This is a genomic window from Stenotrophomonas sp. YJH_SMC_105-26 (assembly GCF_059368915.1).
Genome location: NZ_JCAFSD010000009.1, coordinates 1 through 14812 on the forward strand (window position 1 = coordinate 1; position 14812 = coordinate 14812).

General features: G+C 67.0%; 13 protein-coding genes. 9 read left to right on the plus strand and 4 right to left on the minus strand.

Annotation, left to right across the window (positions count from 1 at the left end):
- Window positions 1-154 precede the first annotated feature (154 nt).
- Window positions 155-784: a membrane protein YczE gene (gene yczE / locus AC5P7F_RS17430; RefSeq protein ID WP_014646070.1), complete on the minus strand. Its 630-nt coding sequence runs from the start codon at window positions 782-784 to the stop codon at window positions 155-157.
- A gap of 195 nt (window positions 785-979) precedes the next feature.
- A complete protein-coding gene (locus AC5P7F_RS17435; RefSeq protein ID WP_495204188.1) occupies window positions 980-1999 on the minus strand; it encodes a zinc-binding alcohol dehydrogenase family protein in 1020 nt (339 codons plus the stop codon).
- Window positions 2000-2356: 357 nt separating this feature from the next.
- Between AC5P7F_RS17435 and AC5P7F_RS17440 the strand changes: the two genes are divergently transcribed.
- The 4 genes from AC5P7F_RS17440 to AC5P7F_RS17455 all read left to right on the plus strand — a co-directional run bounded on the left by AC5P7F_RS17440 (window position 2357) and on the right by AC5P7F_RS17455 (window position 5421).
- Entirely contained in the window at window positions 2357-3448 is a 1092-nt protein-coding gene (locus tag AC5P7F_RS17440) for an OmpA family protein (protein WP_014646072.1), read from the plus strand.
- A gap of 218 nt (window positions 3449-3666) precedes the next feature.
- The gene (locus AC5P7F_RS17445; RefSeq protein WP_014646073.1) at window positions 3667-4173 is read left to right on the plus strand and encodes a hypothetical protein; all 507 of its coding nucleotides are present in this window, start codon (window positions 3667-3669) and stop codon (window positions 4171-4173) included.
- 20 nt (window positions 4174-4193) lie between these two features.
- Complete coding sequence (locus AC5P7F_RS17450) at window positions 4194-5000, plus strand: pseudouridine synthase (RefSeq protein ID WP_401732735.1); 807 nt, start codon at window positions 4194-4196, stop codon at window positions 4998-5000.
- An 85-nt stretch (window positions 5001-5085) separates the two neighbouring features.
- Complete coding sequence (locus AC5P7F_RS17455) at window positions 5086-5421, plus strand: hypothetical protein (RefSeq protein ID WP_005415439.1); 336 nt, start codon at window positions 5086-5088, stop codon at window positions 5419-5421.
- A gap of 161 nt (window positions 5422-5582) precedes the next feature.
- Here the strand turns inward: AC5P7F_RS17455 and kbl are convergent, their stop codons facing one another.
- Window positions 5583-6791, minus strand: a complete 1209-nt coding sequence (kbl, locus tag AC5P7F_RS17460) for a glycine C-acetyltransferase (protein WP_041863091.1) — start codon at window positions 6789-6791, stop codon at window positions 5583-5585.
- A gap of 201 nt (window positions 6792-6992) precedes the next feature.
- Here kbl and AC5P7F_RS17465 point away from each other — a divergent pair, with 201 nt between their 5' ends.
- Window positions 6993-7688, plus strand: coding sequence for a TorF family putative porin (locus AC5P7F_RS17465; RefSeq protein ID WP_164077615.1), 696 nt, complete (start codon window positions 6993-6995; stop codon window positions 7686-7688).
- A 185-nt stretch (window positions 7689-7873) separates the two neighbouring features.
- Here the strand turns inward: AC5P7F_RS17465 and tdh are convergent, their stop codons facing one another.
- Window positions 7874-8896 (minus strand): L-threonine 3-dehydrogenase, encoded by a 1023-nt coding sequence (gene tdh, locus AC5P7F_RS17470; protein ID WP_032955954.1) that lies wholly within the window; start codon window positions 8894-8896, stop codon window positions 7874-7876.
- A 478-nt stretch (window positions 8897-9374) separates the two neighbouring features.
- On the opposite strand from tdh, the gene AC5P7F_RS17475 reads away from it, so the two are divergent.
- From AC5P7F_RS17475 to AC5P7F_RS17490, 4 genes are all read left to right on the plus strand, one after another.
- Window positions 9375-11540 (plus strand): S46 family peptidase, encoded by a 2166-nt coding sequence (locus AC5P7F_RS17475; protein WP_197636925.1) that lies wholly within the window; start codon window positions 9375-9377, stop codon window positions 11538-11540.
- A 200-nt stretch (window positions 11541-11740) separates the two neighbouring features.
- The gene (locus AC5P7F_RS17480; protein ID WP_014646078.1) at window positions 11741-12385 is read left to right on the plus strand and encodes a histidine phosphatase family protein; all 645 of its coding nucleotides are present in this window, start codon (window positions 11741-11743) and stop codon (window positions 12383-12385) included.
- 41 nt (window positions 12386-12426) lie between these two features.
- A complete protein-coding gene (gene folC / locus AC5P7F_RS17485) occupies window positions 12427-13698 on the plus strand; it encodes a bifunctional tetrahydrofolate synthase/dihydrofolate synthase (protein WP_049407150.1) in 1272 nt (423 codons plus the stop codon).
- Between the two features lie 80 nt (window positions 13699-13778).
- Complete coding sequence (locus tag AC5P7F_RS17490; RefSeq protein WP_164077617.1) at window positions 13779-14807, plus strand: SPOR domain-containing protein; 1029 nt, start codon at window positions 13779-13781, stop codon at window positions 14805-14807.
- Window positions 14808-14812: the final 5 nt, after the last annotated feature.

Sequence of the window (14812 nt, forward strand, 5' to 3'; positions counted from 1 at the left end):
GCCGGGTACGCTCGGCACATGCGTGCTGTCGCTCCCGCGTTTCGCTGCGCGAATCGCGGGCCCCACTTACCGGCCTCCACCCCCCCGCGCCTGCGGCGCTGCCCCCGAACTCCGGGGGCGGTAGTGCCGGCCGCTGGCCGGCATACGGGGCAGCTCAGGGTGATTGCGGCTGCCGGGCAGCGGCGGGTACGACCGGGGGGCGGCCGATCCCGAACCAGCCCAGCGTGACGCCGCACAGCGGGCCGATCAGCAGGGCGAAGGCGAGGGTGCCGAGGCCGACATTGCCGCCCAGCCACCAGCCCAGCAGCAATACGCTGCCTTCGATCAGGCTGCGCACCTTCCAGATCGGCCAACCGGTGCGGGCATGCAGGCCAGTCATCAAGCCATCGCGCGGTCCCGGGCCGAGGCGGGCGCCGATGTACAGGCCGGTGGCCAGCGCGACCAGCAGCATGCCTGCACAGAACATCGCCAGCTGCCAGCCCACGCCGATGGCCGGTGGCAGCAGCCACAACCCGAACTGTGCGGAGGGACCGATCAGCATCACGTTGAGCACCGTGCCGACGCCCGGCTTCTGGCGCAGTGGCCACCACAGCAACAGCACCAGTGCGCCGATGACATTGGTCGCCAGCCCGAAGGACAGCGGCGTCTGTGCGGCGATGCCCTGCGACAGCACGTCCCAGGGCGCCACGCCGATGGCGGCACGGATCATCAGCGAGGCACCGAAGCCATACAGGAACAGGCCGGTGATCAGTTGCAGCAGGCGCAGGGGCAGGGCGGTAGGCATGGTGGGCTCGGGGGAGGGGAGATCTGTTTCCACCGTATCCCTGATTTCCTTGAGCCCATAGATACAGATCCCAGCCAATCCGCTGGTACAGGCAGCGCCGATCCTGCAGGCGGGCGGTTGAGCAGGGCCGCGCCCGTGCTCTGCTGGTGGCGGCAGGCGTAGCAGCCTGGCGTGGGCTCGGCCTACATCACGGCGTCAGTCGTCCCAGCCCACCAGCGCCAGCTTGCCCACCGTGTGCCCGCTGGCCAGGCGCTGATGCGCGATGTCCAGGTTGGCCGCATTGATCGTGCCCAGCGTTTCACTGAGCGTGCCACGCAGCTGGCCGGCATCGATCATGCTGGCGGCGCGGCTGAGGATGCGATGCTGTTCGATGCAGTCGGCGGTGGCGAAGCGCGAGCGCGCGAACATGAACTCCCAATGGATGCCGATGCATTTGGCCTTGTACGGATCGCCGATGCGCAGTGCGCCACGCGGCTCCACGATCAGGTCGACATGGCCCTGTGGTGCCAGCAGCTGGCCCAGTTCGTCCCAGTAGTGATCGGTGTCGGCCAGGTTGAGCGCCACCTGCACTGCGTCGATGCCCAGTGCCTGCAGCTGGGGCTGCAGCGGCTGCCGATGGTCGATCACATGCGTGGCCCCCATCTGCCGGCACCAGTCGATCGAGGCCTCGCGCGAGGCGGTGGCGATCACCTCGAAGCCGGCATGGCGGGCCAGCTGGATCGCCATCGAGCCCACGCCTCCCGCACCGCCGATCACCAGCAGGTGCTGGTCGCCATGGCGGCGATCATCCAGGTGCAGCGGCATGCGCTGGAACAACAGCTCCCAGGCGGTCAGCGTGGTCAGGGGTAGTGCGGCGGCTTCGGCGAAATCGAGCGTGCTCGGCTTGCGGGCGACCAGGCGCTCGTCCACCCACTGGTACTGGGCGTTGCAGCCCGGCCGGGTAACGTCACCGGCGAAGTAGACCTCGTCACCGGAGGCGAACAGGCTGGCCTCGTCACCGATGGCTTCGACCACGCCGGCGGCGTCCCAGCCGAGCACCCGGGGAACCTCAAGGGTGGCCGGATCGGTAGCGGCCCGCTGCTTGCCATCGACGGGGTTGACCGATACCGCTTCGATCCGCACCAGCAGATCGCGGCCGCGAGGAGGCAGCGGCGGCGGCAGCAGGACATCACGCAGGGCAGGTGCGTATTCACGACTCAGGGCGACGGCTTTCATCACGGCTCCGGCTGGGTTCGTGATCCCATCATAAGGTTCCTCACGTTTCCGCAAACCTGCTGAACCGTGCGATGCAATGTGCTGCGCAGTATGTCGGTTTTCGCGCTTAAACCCCGTCAAACCCTTGCAGCGTGTGGGTCTTGCGGATTTTCATCATCCTGTATAGGGTTTCAACGTCGGACCGGTCGACGGTCGGGCGCAACACTTCACATGTTACGGGACTGTTAACATGGCCTTCACCCGCCTGAGCATAATGTTCGCGGCGGTGGCGTGCTGAATCGGCTGTCGTACATCGACGCACTAGTGCTGGCCCATGCCTCTACCGGTTTCATACCCCCGAAATAGGAGCTGTACTCAATGAACAAGAAGATCCTTACTGCCGCGCTGCTGGGCGGCCTGGCTTTCGCCCAGGCAGCTTCGGCGCAGGAGTTCGATGACCGCTGGTACCTGACCGGTTCGGCCGGCTTCAACTTCCAGGACAGCGACCGTCTGACCAATGACGCTCCGTTCGTGACCCTGGGCCTGGGTAAGTTCATCAGCCCGAACTGGTCGCTGGACGGTGAACTGAACTACCAGAACCCGAACTTCGACAGCAACCAGGACCTGAACTGGTCGCAGTACGGCGTCTCGCTGGACCTGCGTCGCCACTTCATCAAGGAAGGCCGCGGCTGGAACCCGTACATCGTCGGTGGCCTGGGCTACCAGAAGTCGGAAGAAGAGTACGCTGCAATCGACAACAACGGTCCGCGCCAGCGTAAGGACGGCAACGTTGCCGCCAAGCTGGGCGTCGGCCTGCAGACCACCTTCGAGAAGCGTGTTGCTGTCCGCGCCGAAGTGGCCTACCGCGCTGACTTCGACGACCAGAGCATCGCCGCCAAGGACGAGAGCTGGTTCGGCGACGTGCTGGCTTCGGTCGGCGTCGTGATCCCGCTGGGCCCGGCTCCGGTCGCGGCTGCTCCGGCTCCGGCTCCGGTTGCCCCGAGCTGCGCCGACCTGGATGACGACGGTGACGGCGTCAACAACTGCGACGACAAGTGCCCGAACTCGCAGCCGGGTCAGACCATCGGTCCGGACGGTTGCCCGGTTCCGGTCTCCATCGACCTGAAGGGCGTCAACTTCGACTTCGACAAGTCGAACCTGCGTCCGGACGCCGTGGCGATCCTGAGCGAAGCCACCGAGATCCTGAAGCGTTACCCGGATCTGCGCGTTGAAGTTGCCGGTCACACCGACTCGAAGGGTACCGACGCTTACAACCAGAAGCTGTCGGAGCGTCGCGCCACCGCCGTGTACAACTACCTGACCAAGAACGGCGTCGACGCCGGTCGCCTGGTCGGCCCGATCGGCTACGGCGAGAGCCGTCCGATTGCTCCGAACACCAACCCGGATGGTTCGGACAACCCGGAAGGTCGCGCCAAGAACCGTCGTACCGAGCTGAACGTCCAGAACTAAGTTCTGACGCTCTGCCAGTAGGACACAGCAGGACCCGGCTTCGGCCGGGTCTTGTTGTTTCTGCGGTCCGGAACCCGGCGTTTCAGGCGCGGGAGTAACCGTTCGTCGGGATTTTGCCCATAAAACCAATGAGTTGCCGTATTCATTGAAAGTGGCGCTTGAAAGCTGTCGCGGCATTGCTAAACTCGCCGCGTCACTTCCTTTCCTGGATGCCCTTCATGCTGCGCTCTGCATCGGCCGCCTTCCTGGCGCTGGCCCTGGTTCCCGCCGCCCACGCTGCGGTCGATTGCTCGGTCAACACCAGCGCCTCGCCGCTGCCGTTGCCGGCCACGACCATCGCGCCGGTGGCCGACGAGCTCTACATCCGTGGCAACCAGCTGGGCATGCCGGCCGGCGTGCTGAGCAGCAACTACGATCCGTCGCAGTCGCTGGACCAGGTGCTGCAGCGCCTGCGCATCGATGGGTGCCAGAACATCGCCAAGGCCATTCCGAGCGCACCGGCGGTGAAGCCGAACGATCCGGCGGCCTACAAGCCGCAGACCGAATTCGACAACACGCCCTGGCGCTTCGACATGAGCCAGAACGGCAAGCGCATGACCGCCGAAGAGTTCGACGCCTGGATGAAGGCGCGTGGCGTGCGTGTGGTCAAGGCGCGTCCGGCTCCGGCCGCCACTCCGGCTGCGGCCGAAGCACCGGCTGAGACCAAGCCGGTCGACAAGAAGTAAGCGCGGCGGGGAGCAGAGGCTTGCGCACGCGCCGCCCACCTGCTGCCCCCGCTGCCCGCTCCCACGCACCGCGTGGGCGTGCGGTTCCGGATGTCTCCAATGGCGTGCGCCATGGCCTGGCGCGCGTGCTGTCCAAGGCCGGCGTGTGCTCACGCAGCGAGGCCGCGCGCTGGATTTCCGATGGCCGCGTGCGCGTGTCCGGCCGCATCATCCGTGATCCCGAGTTCCCGATTGCCAGTCCGCACCCGCCGATCGAAGTCGATGGCCGGCCGATGGATGCGCCGCAGCGGCTGTACCTGGTGCTCAACAAGCCGCGCGGCGTGGTGACCACGGCGCAGGACGAGCGTGGTCGCGACACGGTGTATCGCTGCTTCGATGGTGCCGGCCTGCCGTGGATCGCGCCGGTCGGGCGCCTGGACAAGGCCAGCGAAGGGCTGTTGTTGTTCAGCAATGATCCGCAGTGGGCGGCGCGCCTGACCGATCCGGAGACCGGCCCACAGAAGACCTATCACGTGCAGGTGGATCGTCTTCCCGATGAGGACACCCTGGCCGCGCTGCGCGCCGGTGTCGAGGACGAGGGCGAGTTCCTCGTCGCCCAGGCCGTGCGCGTACTGCGCAGTGGCGACAAGACCGCATGGCTGGAGGTGGTCCTCGACGAGGGACGCAACCGCCATATCCGCCGCCTGTTGGCGGCCTTCGACCTGCAGGTGCTGCGCCTGGTCCGGGTCGCGATCGGTGGGCTGCTGCTCGGCGATCTCGGCAAGGGGCAATGGCGGGTGCTGGAGGTCAGCGACCAGCAGCGGCTGGGGGCCGCTGCACCGGGCTGATCATCGCCCGCGGCCGGCAGTCGCCGGCCACCGTTCCAGGCGTAGGGGGCGCCTGGTTGCTGAATTTCCCGAACGGAGCCTGCCCATGTACCACCCGACCCTCAACCAAACCCTGCGCTGCGCAGGCCTGCTGCTGCCGATGGTGCTGCTGGCCGCCTGTGGCGGCCACAAGAAGGTGGCCAAGGCGGAAACGCCTGCCGAGACCCCGGTGGTGGAAGTGAAGACCCCGGAGCTGGATGGTCGCGGCAGTTACCGCTTCCTGATGAGCAACGGCGACAAGAAGATGACCGCCGATGAGTTCGATGCCTGGATGAAGGCCAACGGCATCCGCGTTGCCAAGGGCAACGGCCAGGACGCCGCCGCCAAGCCGGTAGTGGTGGCCAGCAAGGAAGAGCCGAAGGGCAAGAAGAAAAAGAAGTGACGCCTGGCGGTGCCGACCCTGGCCGGCACGCCCTCAGGCCACGGCGGGTGCCGACCGTGGTCGGCAGCCATCCAGCCCGGTAGGTGCCGACCTTGGTCGGCACGCTTTGACCAGCGGGGTCAGGGCCTTTTCCGCAGGAAAGGGATCCGACCCCGGCATGATCAGCCCTTGACCACGCCCAGTTCGACACCAATGCGGGTGAACGCATCGATCGCGCGATCCAGGTGCTCGCGGCTGTGCGCGGCGCTGATCTGGGTCCGGATGCGGGCCTGGCCCTTGGGCACCACCGGGAAGAAGAAGCCGATCGCGTAGATGCCTTCTTCCAGCAGGCGCTCGGCGAATTTCTGCGCCAACGGTGCGTCATACAGCATTACCGGGCTGATCGGATGCACGCCCGGCTTCACGTCGAAACCGGCGGCGGTCATCTTCTCGCGGAAGTAGGCGGTGTTCTCGGCCAGCGTGCTGCGAAGGTCGTCAGCGGCAGCCAGCATTTCGAACGCCTTGATGCCGGCGGCCACCACATGCGGCGGCAGCGAGTTGGAGAACAGGTACGGGCGCGAGCGCTGGCGCAGCAGTTCGATCACCTCGGCGCTGGCGCAGGTGAAGCCGCCCAGCGCGCCGCCCATGGCCTTGCCCAGAGTGCCGGTGATGATGTCGATCTTCTCCAGCACGCCCTTGACCTCGGCCGAACCACGGCCGGTAGCGCCAAGGAAGCCGGTGGCGTGGCATTCGTCGATGTGTACCAGCGCGTTGTACTTCTTCGCCAGCGCGGTGATCTCGTCCAGCGGCGCGATGAAGCCGTCCATCGAGAATACGCCATCGGTGGTGATCAGCTTGGTCTTGCAGCCTGCGGCATCGGCGGCCTGCAGCTGCGCTTCCAGATCGGCCATGTCGCAGTTGGCGTAGCGGAAGCGCTTGGCCTTGCACAGGCGCACGCCGTCGATGATCGAAGCATGGTTCAGCGCGTCGGAAATGATCGCGTCGTTCTCGCCGAGCAGCGGCTCGAACAGGCCACCGTTGGCATCGAAGCAGGCCGCGTACAGGATGGTGTCCTGCTTGCCGAAGAAATCGGCGATCTGCTTCTCCAGCTGCTTGTGCAGGTCCTGGGTGCCGCAGATGAAGCGCACCGAGGCCATGCCGAAGCCGTGGGTATCCAGTGCGTCCTTGGCGGCCTGGATCAGGTCCGGATGGTCGGCCAGGCCCAGGTAGTTGTTGGCACAGAAGTTCAGCACCTTGCGGCCGTCGTCGAGGGTGATCTCGGCCGATTGCGGGCTGGTGATGATCCGCTCGGACTTGAACAGGCCCTGGGCGCGGATGGCGTCCAGTTCCTCGGCGTAGTGGCGGGTCAGGGCGGAGGAGACGTCGGTCATGGCGTGGGCACGGCTCTGAACGGGGAAACCGCTGATTCTACCGGGCATCGCCGGTCATCAACCGGGCTGGATGGGGCATCGCCATGGGCAGCGCATGTTGCATCGCAATAGCAAAGTGGTTAAGAATTCGTGAACCGGAGCTGTCGCGCTCCGGCCGCTCCCGCCTTCCACGCCACGCCACCGCCCCCACCGGAGACGCTCATGAAGCACGCCCGTGCCTGCCTCGCCATTGCCGCTGCCCTGACCCTGGCCGCCCCGTTCGCCGCCAGCGCGCAGGAGAACGAATCGCCGTACAGCTGGAATGTCACCGCCGTTTCCGACTACCTGTTCCGTGGCGTGTCGCAGACCGACGAGAAGCCGACCCTGCAGGCGGGCTTCACCTACACCTCGCCGGTGGGCCTGTATGCCGGTGTCTGGGGTTCGGGCGTGGACTTCGGTCCGGGCGATCCGAACACCGAGATCGACTACCAGATCGGCTATGGCGTGGACGTCACTTCGCGCGTCAACTTCGACGTGCTGCTGAACCGCTACACCTACCTCGGTGCCAGCCACCAGAACTACAACGAGCTGGTGACCACCACCACGCTTGATGACACCTACAAGCTGACCATGGCCTACACCAACGACCAGTGGAACAGCGGCACCGATGGCTGGTACTACGGCTTGGGCGGCAGCTGGGGCCTGCCGAAGGACTTCACGCTGAATGCCAACGTCGGTCGCAGCACCTTCGAGGACGGCATCGCCAAGGACTATACCGACTGGAACGTCGGCGTCAGCCGCCAGTTCGGCCTGTTCAACGTCGGCCTGGGCTACTACGGCACCGACGGCAATGGACGCGAGAACTCGGGCAAGCTGGCCCACAGCCGGGTGCTGCTGACCGTGGCCGTGGGCAAGTAACGCCGCAGGCGTTACGGTAGGTGCCAAGCTTGCCTGGCACGCATTGCGAAAAAGGCGCCCATCGGGCGCCTTTTTCAGTTCCGCGGTGTTCTTGATCCCATCTGGGGAAGAGCCCCCTTGTTGTTCAAGGGGGCGCGCCAAAGGCGCGGGGATAAGGAAACATGCGGGGGAATTGACCCTTCGGGTCAATTCCAGCTGAGCACGACCTTGCCGGCCTTGCCTTCTTCCATCAGGTCGAAGCCCTTCTGGAACTCGTCGATCGGCAGCTGGTGGGTCATCACCTTGCCGAGCGGGAAGCCGGACAGCACCAGCTGGGTCATCTTGTACCAGGTCTCGTACATCTTGCGGCCGTAGATGCCCTGCACGGTCAGGCCCTTGAAGATGATCTTGTCCCAGTCGCAGCCGGCGCCCTTGGGCATGATGCCGAGCATGGCGATCTTGCCGCCGTGGTACATGCAGTCGAGCATGTCGTTGAACGCGCGCGGGTTGCCGCTCATTTCCAGGCCCACGTCGAAGCCCTCCATGTGCAGCTCCTTCATCACGTCCTTCAGCGACTGGTTGGCGACGTTGACCACGCGGGTGGCGCCCATGTCGGCGGCCAGCTTCAGGCGGAAGTCGTTGACGTCGGTCACCACCACGTTGCGCGCACCGATGTGCTTGCAGATGCCGGCGGCGATGATGCCGATCGGACCGGCGCCGGTGATCAGCACGTCTTCGCCGATCACGTCGAATTCCAGCGCGCAGTGTGCGGCATTGCCGTACGGGTCGAAGAACGCGGCCAGTTCCGACGGGATCTGGTCCGGAATCGGCCACAGGTTGCTGGCCGGCATCACCATGTATTCGGCGAAGGCGCCGTTGACGTTGACGCCGATGCCGACGGTGTTCGGGCACAGGTGCGGGCGGCCGCCACGGCAGTTGCGGCAATGGCCGCAGACGATGTGACCTTCGGCCGAGACGCGCTGGCCGATCTCATAGCCGGTCACCGCCGAACCGAGCGCGGCAATGCGGCCGACGAACTCATGGCCGATGGTCAGGCCCGGCTTGATGGTGCGCTGGCTCCACTCGTCCCACAGGTAGATGTGCAGGTCGGTGCCGCAGATCGCGGTCTTTTCCAGCTTGATCAGGACCTCGTTCGGGCCCGGGGTCGGAACCGGAACTTCTTCCAGCCAGATGCCCTTGGCCGCTTCGCGCTTGACCAGGGCCTTCATCGTTTGCTGCGCCATCGGGGTGGAACTCATCAGGGGGAAAGCGCGGATTATAGGGTGCCGCGCGGATTTCCCATGTTGCGCTGCGGGTGCAATGGCGGAACGAAAGGCGTGCGCCGACGGGCGTTTCGAACGTGCTGCAAACAGCAGCGCCTCCTTGATTCCTGGGGAGGGCGCGCGGTCACCCTGGCCGGGACACGCAAAAGCCCATCCATGGTGCTCGATGGCGCCTTGCTCGTGCGCGCTATCCTGCGCACACGGCAAGACCGGGGTTGGGCGTCCTGCCCAACCCGCCAGTCGCATGCGCCCGGCCCATGGCGCCAACGGTCCCGGCCAGGGTGACCACGCCCGCTCTGGACGATTCCATGTGCGCGGCCGATGTGCGCATGGCAGAGCAAGAAGTAGGCCCATGACTTCCGGGGTTCGGGCCGGGGCAGGGCGGCGGGCTACAATCGAGGGTTCCACTACCAGGGGCTGCTCCATGCGCTCGAACCTGCTTGCATTCTCCATCGTCGCCAGCCTTGGGCTGGCCCAGGTCGCCCATGCCGCTGAAGGCATGTGGGTGCCGCAGCAGCTGCCGGAAATCGCCGGTCCGTTGCAGAAGGCCGGCCTGAAGCTGTCCCCGGAGCAGCTGTCCAACCTTACCGGCGACCCGATGGGCGCGGTCGTCGCCCTCGGCGGCTGCACCGCCAGCTTCGTGTCGCCGCAGGGCCTGGTGGTCACCAACCACCACTGCGCCTACGGTGCGATCCAGCTGAATTCGACCGCCGAGAAGAACCTGATCAAGGACGGCTTCAACGCGCCGAAGCACAGCGATGAACTGAGCGCCGGCCCGAACGCCCGCGTCTACGTGCTCGACCAGATCACCGACGTCACCGCCCAGGCCAAGGCCGCCATTGCCGCCGCCGGCAACGACCCGCTGGCCCGCAGCCGTGCGCTGGACGCCTTCGACAAGGCCCAGGTCGCCGCGTGTGAAGCCGAGGACGGCTTCCGCTGCCGCCTGTACACCTTCTCCGGCGGCAACACCTACCGACTGTTCCGCAACATGGAAATCAAGGACGTGCGCCTGGTCTACGCGCCCCCGGGCAGCGTCGGCAAGTACGGCGGCGACGTCGACAACTGGATGTGGCCGCGCCACACCGGCGACTTCTCGTTCTACCGCGCCTACGTCGGCAAGGACGGCAAGCCGGCCTCATTCTCGGCCGACAACGTGCCGTACCAGCCCAAGCACTTCCTGAAGTTCACCGACCAGCCGCTGGGCGCCGGTGACTTCGTGATGGTGGCGGGCTATCCGGGCCGCACCAACCGCTACGCGCTGGCCGGTGAGTTCAACGAAACCGCCAGCTGGACCTACCCGACCATCGCCAGGCACTACAACGCAGTGTTGAAGATGATCGATGAGGCGGGCAAGGCCGACGCCGACGTCAAGGTGAAGTACGCCGCCACCGCGGCCAGCATGAACAACGTGGCCAAGAACTACGCCGGCCAGCTGGAAGGCTTCAAGCGCATCGACGCTGCTGGCCAGAAGCAGGCTGAAGAAGCCGCCGTGCTGGCCTGGCTGAAGAAGCAGGGCGCCGCCGGCAAGCCGGCCCTGGCAGCGCACGCGCAGCTGGTCAAGCACCTGGATACCAGCAAGGCGACCCGCGAGCGCGATCTGTTCGTCGGCCAGTTCAACAACACCTCGGCGGTCAACGCCGCCATCGGCCTGTACCGCCTGTCGATCGAGCGCACCAAGCCGGACGCCGAGCGCGAGGTCGGCTACCAGCAGCGCGACCTGCCGACCCTGGAAGGCGGCCTGAAGCAGATGGATCGCCGCTATGTGGCGAAGATGGACCAGCAGCTGCAGACCTACTGGCTGGACCAGTACGTCGCCCTGCCGGCCGCGCAGCGCAACAACGACGTGCTGAACACCTGGCTGGGCGGCAGCGATGCGAGCGCGGTCAAGGCACTGGTGAGCAAGCTGTCGGGCACTGAGCTGGGCAGCCTGGATGCACGCCTGAAGTGGTTCAAGGCCGACCGCGCCGCGTTCGAAGCCAGCACCGATCCGGCCATCCAGTACGCGGTGGCGATCATGCCGTCGCTGCTGAAGCAGGAAGAGCAGAAGAAGATCCGCGAAGGCGAGTCGCTGACCGCACGTCCGCTGTACCTGCAGGCACTGGCTGACTACAAGAAGAGCCAGGGCGAGTTCGTGTACTCGGATGCCAACCTGTCGCTGCGCATCACTTTCGGCAACGTGATGGGCTATGAGCCCAGGGACGGCGTGGCCTACACCCCGTTCACCACGCTGGAGGGCATCGTCGCCAAGGACATCGGCGTCGATCCGTTCGATGCGCCCAAGGCCCTGCTCGACGCGGTCAAGGCCAAGCGCTACGGCGGCCTGGAAGACAAGCGCGTGGGCTCGGTGCCGGTGAACTTCCTGTCCAACCTGGACATCACCGGTGGCAACTCGGGTTCACCGGTGCTGGACGCCAACGGCAAGCTGGTCGGCCTGGCCTTCGACGGCAACTGGGAATCGGTCAGCTCCAACTGGGTGTTCGACCCGGTGATGACCCGCATGATCGCGGTCGACAGCCGCTACATGCAGTGGATCATGCAGGAAGTGGCGCCGGCGCCGGCGCTGCTGAAGGAACTGAACCTGGCGAAATAAACCCGTTGCGGTAGTGCCGGCCGCTGGCCGGCAACCCCGACCAGATAGCCGGAGTTTCCAAAACCCCGCGATCCACGTCGCGGGGTTTTTTCATGCCCGGCACGGCCCGGTGCGCCGAACGGGTATCATCCCTGTTCCGCGCACTTCACAGGATGTGAACGAAACGCGGAACCTCCTCCCCCCCAGGACCCCTTGCACGCATGCGCATCCTGCTTGCCCGCCACGGCGAAACGCCGTGGAACGCCGAAGGCCGCTACCAGGGCCAGATCGACATCCCGCTTTCGCCGATCGGTGAAGCCCAGGCCCAGGCCCTGGGCGCCCGCTTGGCCTCGGTGGACATCACCCGCGCCGTCGCCTCGCCGCTGTCACGCGCGCAGCGCACCGCGCAGCTGGCACTCGGTGCCGCCCGTGCCGACATGTTGCTGACCGAGCCGGAGCTGCAGGAAATCGCCCACGGCGAGTGGGAAGGCCTGCTGGCCAGCGAAATCAACGAAAAGGACCCGTCGCGCCTGAAGGCGTGGCGCGAGGAGCCGGACACAGTGCTGATGCCCGGCGGTGAATCGCTGCGCCTGGTGCTGGAGCGCAGTTGGCGCGGCCTGGCCCGCGCCACCGAAGGCCTCGGCGAGCACGACACCCTGCTGGTGGTCGCCCATGATGCGGTCAACCGCGTGATCCTGTGCAAGGTGCTGGGCCTGCCGATCTCCCGCCTGTGGACCTTCCGCCAGGCGCCGACCACGCTCAACCTGCTCGAAGGCGCCGACCTGGACAGCCTGGAAGTGGTGCGCCTGAACGACTGTGCCCACCACACGCCGTTCTTCGGCGAAGCCAAGCACCGCGCACTCTGATCCATCCCCTCGCATCAACTGCTTCTGCTGGAACCGCTGCCGTGACCAACACCCCGACCACCCTGGCCGACTGGCTGGACTACATTGAACGCCAGCACCCGGCGACCATCGACATGGGCCTGGAGCGCGTGCGCGCCGTGGCTACGGCGATGGGCCTGGGGGCGCCGGCCCAGCGCACCATCGTGGTCGGTGGCACCAACGGCAAGGGCTCCACCGTGGCCTTCATCGAAGCCATCGCGCGTGCTGCCGGCTGGAAGGTCGGCGCGTACACCTCGCCGCACCTGCTGCGCTACAACGAGCGCGTGCGCATCGACGGCCACGATGTGGAGGATGCGGCGCTGGTCGCCGCCTTCAACACCATCGAGGCCGCGCGTGGCGATATCACGCTGACCTATTTCGAGTACGGCACGCTGGCCGCGCTGCAGCTGTTCGCCGACGCCGGGCTGGACCTGGCGGTGCTGGAAGTGGGCCTGGGCGGTCGCCTGGATGCGGTCAACATCGTCGACGCTGACGTGGCGGTGATCACCACCGTGGACATCGACCATGCCGAATGGCTGGGCGGGGACCGCGAAGCGATCGGCACCGAGAAGGCCGGCATCATCCGTGGCTGGAAGCCGGTGATCCTGGGCGAGACCGACCCGCCGTCGAGCGTGCTCGCACGTGCCTACCTGGTCGGCGCCAACGCGATCCGCGGCGGCAGCGATTATTTCTACGAACCAATCGATGCCCAGCGCTGGCGCTGGCGCGATGTCGGCCTGCGCATGGAACTGCCGACCCCGGCGCTGGCCGGCCCGATCCAGCTGGCCAACGCGGGTGCCGCCATCGCTGCGCTGCGCGCGCTGGACAAGCCGGTGCCGCGTGCGGCGTGGGCTGCTGGTGTCGCGGCGGCGCGCATCTCTGGCCGCCTGCAGGCGTTCGAGCGTGACGGCGTGCAGGTCCGTGTCGATGTCGGGCACAACCCGCAGGCGGCGGGCCAGCTGGCGCGCGCGCTGAAGGCCGAAGCGTCGGCCGGGCGCACCCTGGCGGTGTACGCCGCGCTGCAGGACAAGGACGCGGTGGGCGTTGTGCAGGCGCTGCAGGACGTGGTCGGCGAGTGGACCCTGGCCGGACTGGACGGCCCGCGCGGGCAGAGTGCTGCCCAGTTGCAGGCCCGCCTGGCCGGTACGGCGGCGGCCAAGGCCCAGCGCGCTGATACTGTCGAGCAGGCGCTGGCACAGGTACTGGCCCAGGCCGGGCGCGGTGACCGCGTACTGGTGTTCGGCTCCTTCCATACCGCCGCTGCCGCGCTGCAATGGTTGCAGGGCGCCGCCTGATCCGCGTTCAGCCAATGCCGACGCCGTCCGGTCCGGCACCCGTATAATCGACCGCAACCTCCGGACAGTTGCCGCCTCACGTGGATACGCCTCTGAAACAGCGTCTGATTGGTGCCATCGTGCTGGTGGCGCTGGCCGTGATTTTCCTGCCGATGCTGGTCAAGGGACCGGCGCCGGACAGCGGTGTGGCCTCGGTGCCGATCGCCGCGCCGGACGCACCGGCCGATGGCCAGTTCGAAACCCGTGAGCTGCCGCTGGTTGCTCCGGCCGGTGGAGCCACCGGCCTGCAGACCGGGCAGGCCAAGCCGCTGCAGGAGACGGCCGCGCCGGCTACGCCGCCGACCGTGGACACGTCTCCGGCGGTTGCCGCCGGCAACTTCGCCGTCACGTTTGGCGCCTACGGCAGCAAGGCCGACGCCGATGCGGTGATCGCCTACCTGCAGCGCTCGCAGCTGCCAGGCTTCGCCGAAACCACCACCATCAGCGGGAGCCAGGCGTGGCGTGTGCGTGTCGGGCCGTATGCCGACCGTGCCCAGGCCGAAGCCGCGCGCCTGCAGGCGGTCAAGATCCGCGCCGATGTGAAGGCAGAAGTCATCACCCTGGATGCGGCGGCAGGCAGCAGTGCGACGGTTGCCGCCACGCCGGCGCCGACCACCAGCACCCCGGCCGCGGCCACCACGCCGTCGGCCACCAGCAACCCGGTGCGCAGCGAAAGCCTGCCGCCAAGCACGCCGACGGCGACCACCAAACCAGAGCCGCCCAAGCCGGCACCGAAGCCCGAGGCTCCGAAGCCGGACGCCAAGCCCGAGCCGAAGCCGGAGGCTGCCGCCAGCAAGCCGGCCCCTGCCACGCCGACAGCACCGGCGGCCAGTGGCGTCGGCTTCGCCGTGCAGTTGGGCGCGTTCGGCCAGGCCAACGATGCCAACGCGCTGCGCGACAAGGTCCGCGCCGCCGGCTTCAGTGCTTTCGTCGAGCAGGTACGCACTGAAAAGGGCACGCTGCATCGCGTCCGCGTCGGACCGGTGGCCAACCGCGCTGACGCCGAGCAGCTGAAGGCGCAGGTCGCCGCCAAGGTCGGCGTGGCCGGCATGGTCCGACCGCACCCATGATGCAC

What these genes read in the sequence shown, in the direction of transcription:
- tdh (WP_032955954.1), bottom strand. Translation starts at nt 8,896, where the DNA reads ATGAAGGCCCTGGTCAAGCGCGAAGCGGCCAAGGGCATCTGGCTGGAA.
- AC5P7F_RS17455 (WP_005415439.1), top strand. Translation starts at nt 5,086, where the DNA reads ATGTACCACCCGACCCTCAACCAAACCCTGCGCTGCGCAGGCCTGCTG.
- AC5P7F_RS17475 (WP_197636925.1), top strand. Translation starts at nt 9,375, where the DNA reads ATGCGCTCGAACCTGCTTGCATTCTCCATCGTCGCCAGCCTTGGGCTG.
- AC5P7F_RS17440 (WP_014646072.1), top strand. Translation starts at nt 2,357, where the DNA reads ATGAACAAGAAGATCCTTACTGCCGCGCTGCTGGGCGGCCTGGCTTTC.
- kbl (WP_041863091.1), bottom strand. Translation starts at nt 6,791, where the DNA reads ATGACCGACGTCTCCTCCGCCCTGACCCGCCACTACGCCGAGGAACTG.
- AC5P7F_RS17445 (WP_014646073.1), top strand. Translation starts at nt 3,667, where the DNA reads ATGCTGCGCTCTGCATCGGCCGCCTTCCTGGCGCTGGCCCTGGTTCCC.
- AC5P7F_RS17465 (WP_164077615.1), top strand. Translation starts at nt 6,993, where the DNA reads ATGAAGCACGCCCGTGCCTGCCTCGCCATTGCCGCTGCCCTGACCCTG.
- AC5P7F_RS17480 (WP_014646078.1), top strand. Translation starts at nt 11,741, where the DNA reads ATGCGCATCCTGCTTGCCCGCCACGGCGAAACGCCGTGGAACGCCGAA.
- yczE (WP_014646070.1), bottom strand. Translation starts at nt 784, where the DNA reads ATGCCTACCGCCCTGCCCCTGCGCCTGCTGCAACTGATCACCGGCCTG.
- AC5P7F_RS17435 (WP_495204188.1), bottom strand. Translation starts at nt 1,999, where the DNA reads ATGAAAGCCGTCGCCCTGAGTCGTGAATACGCACCTGCCCTGCGTGAT.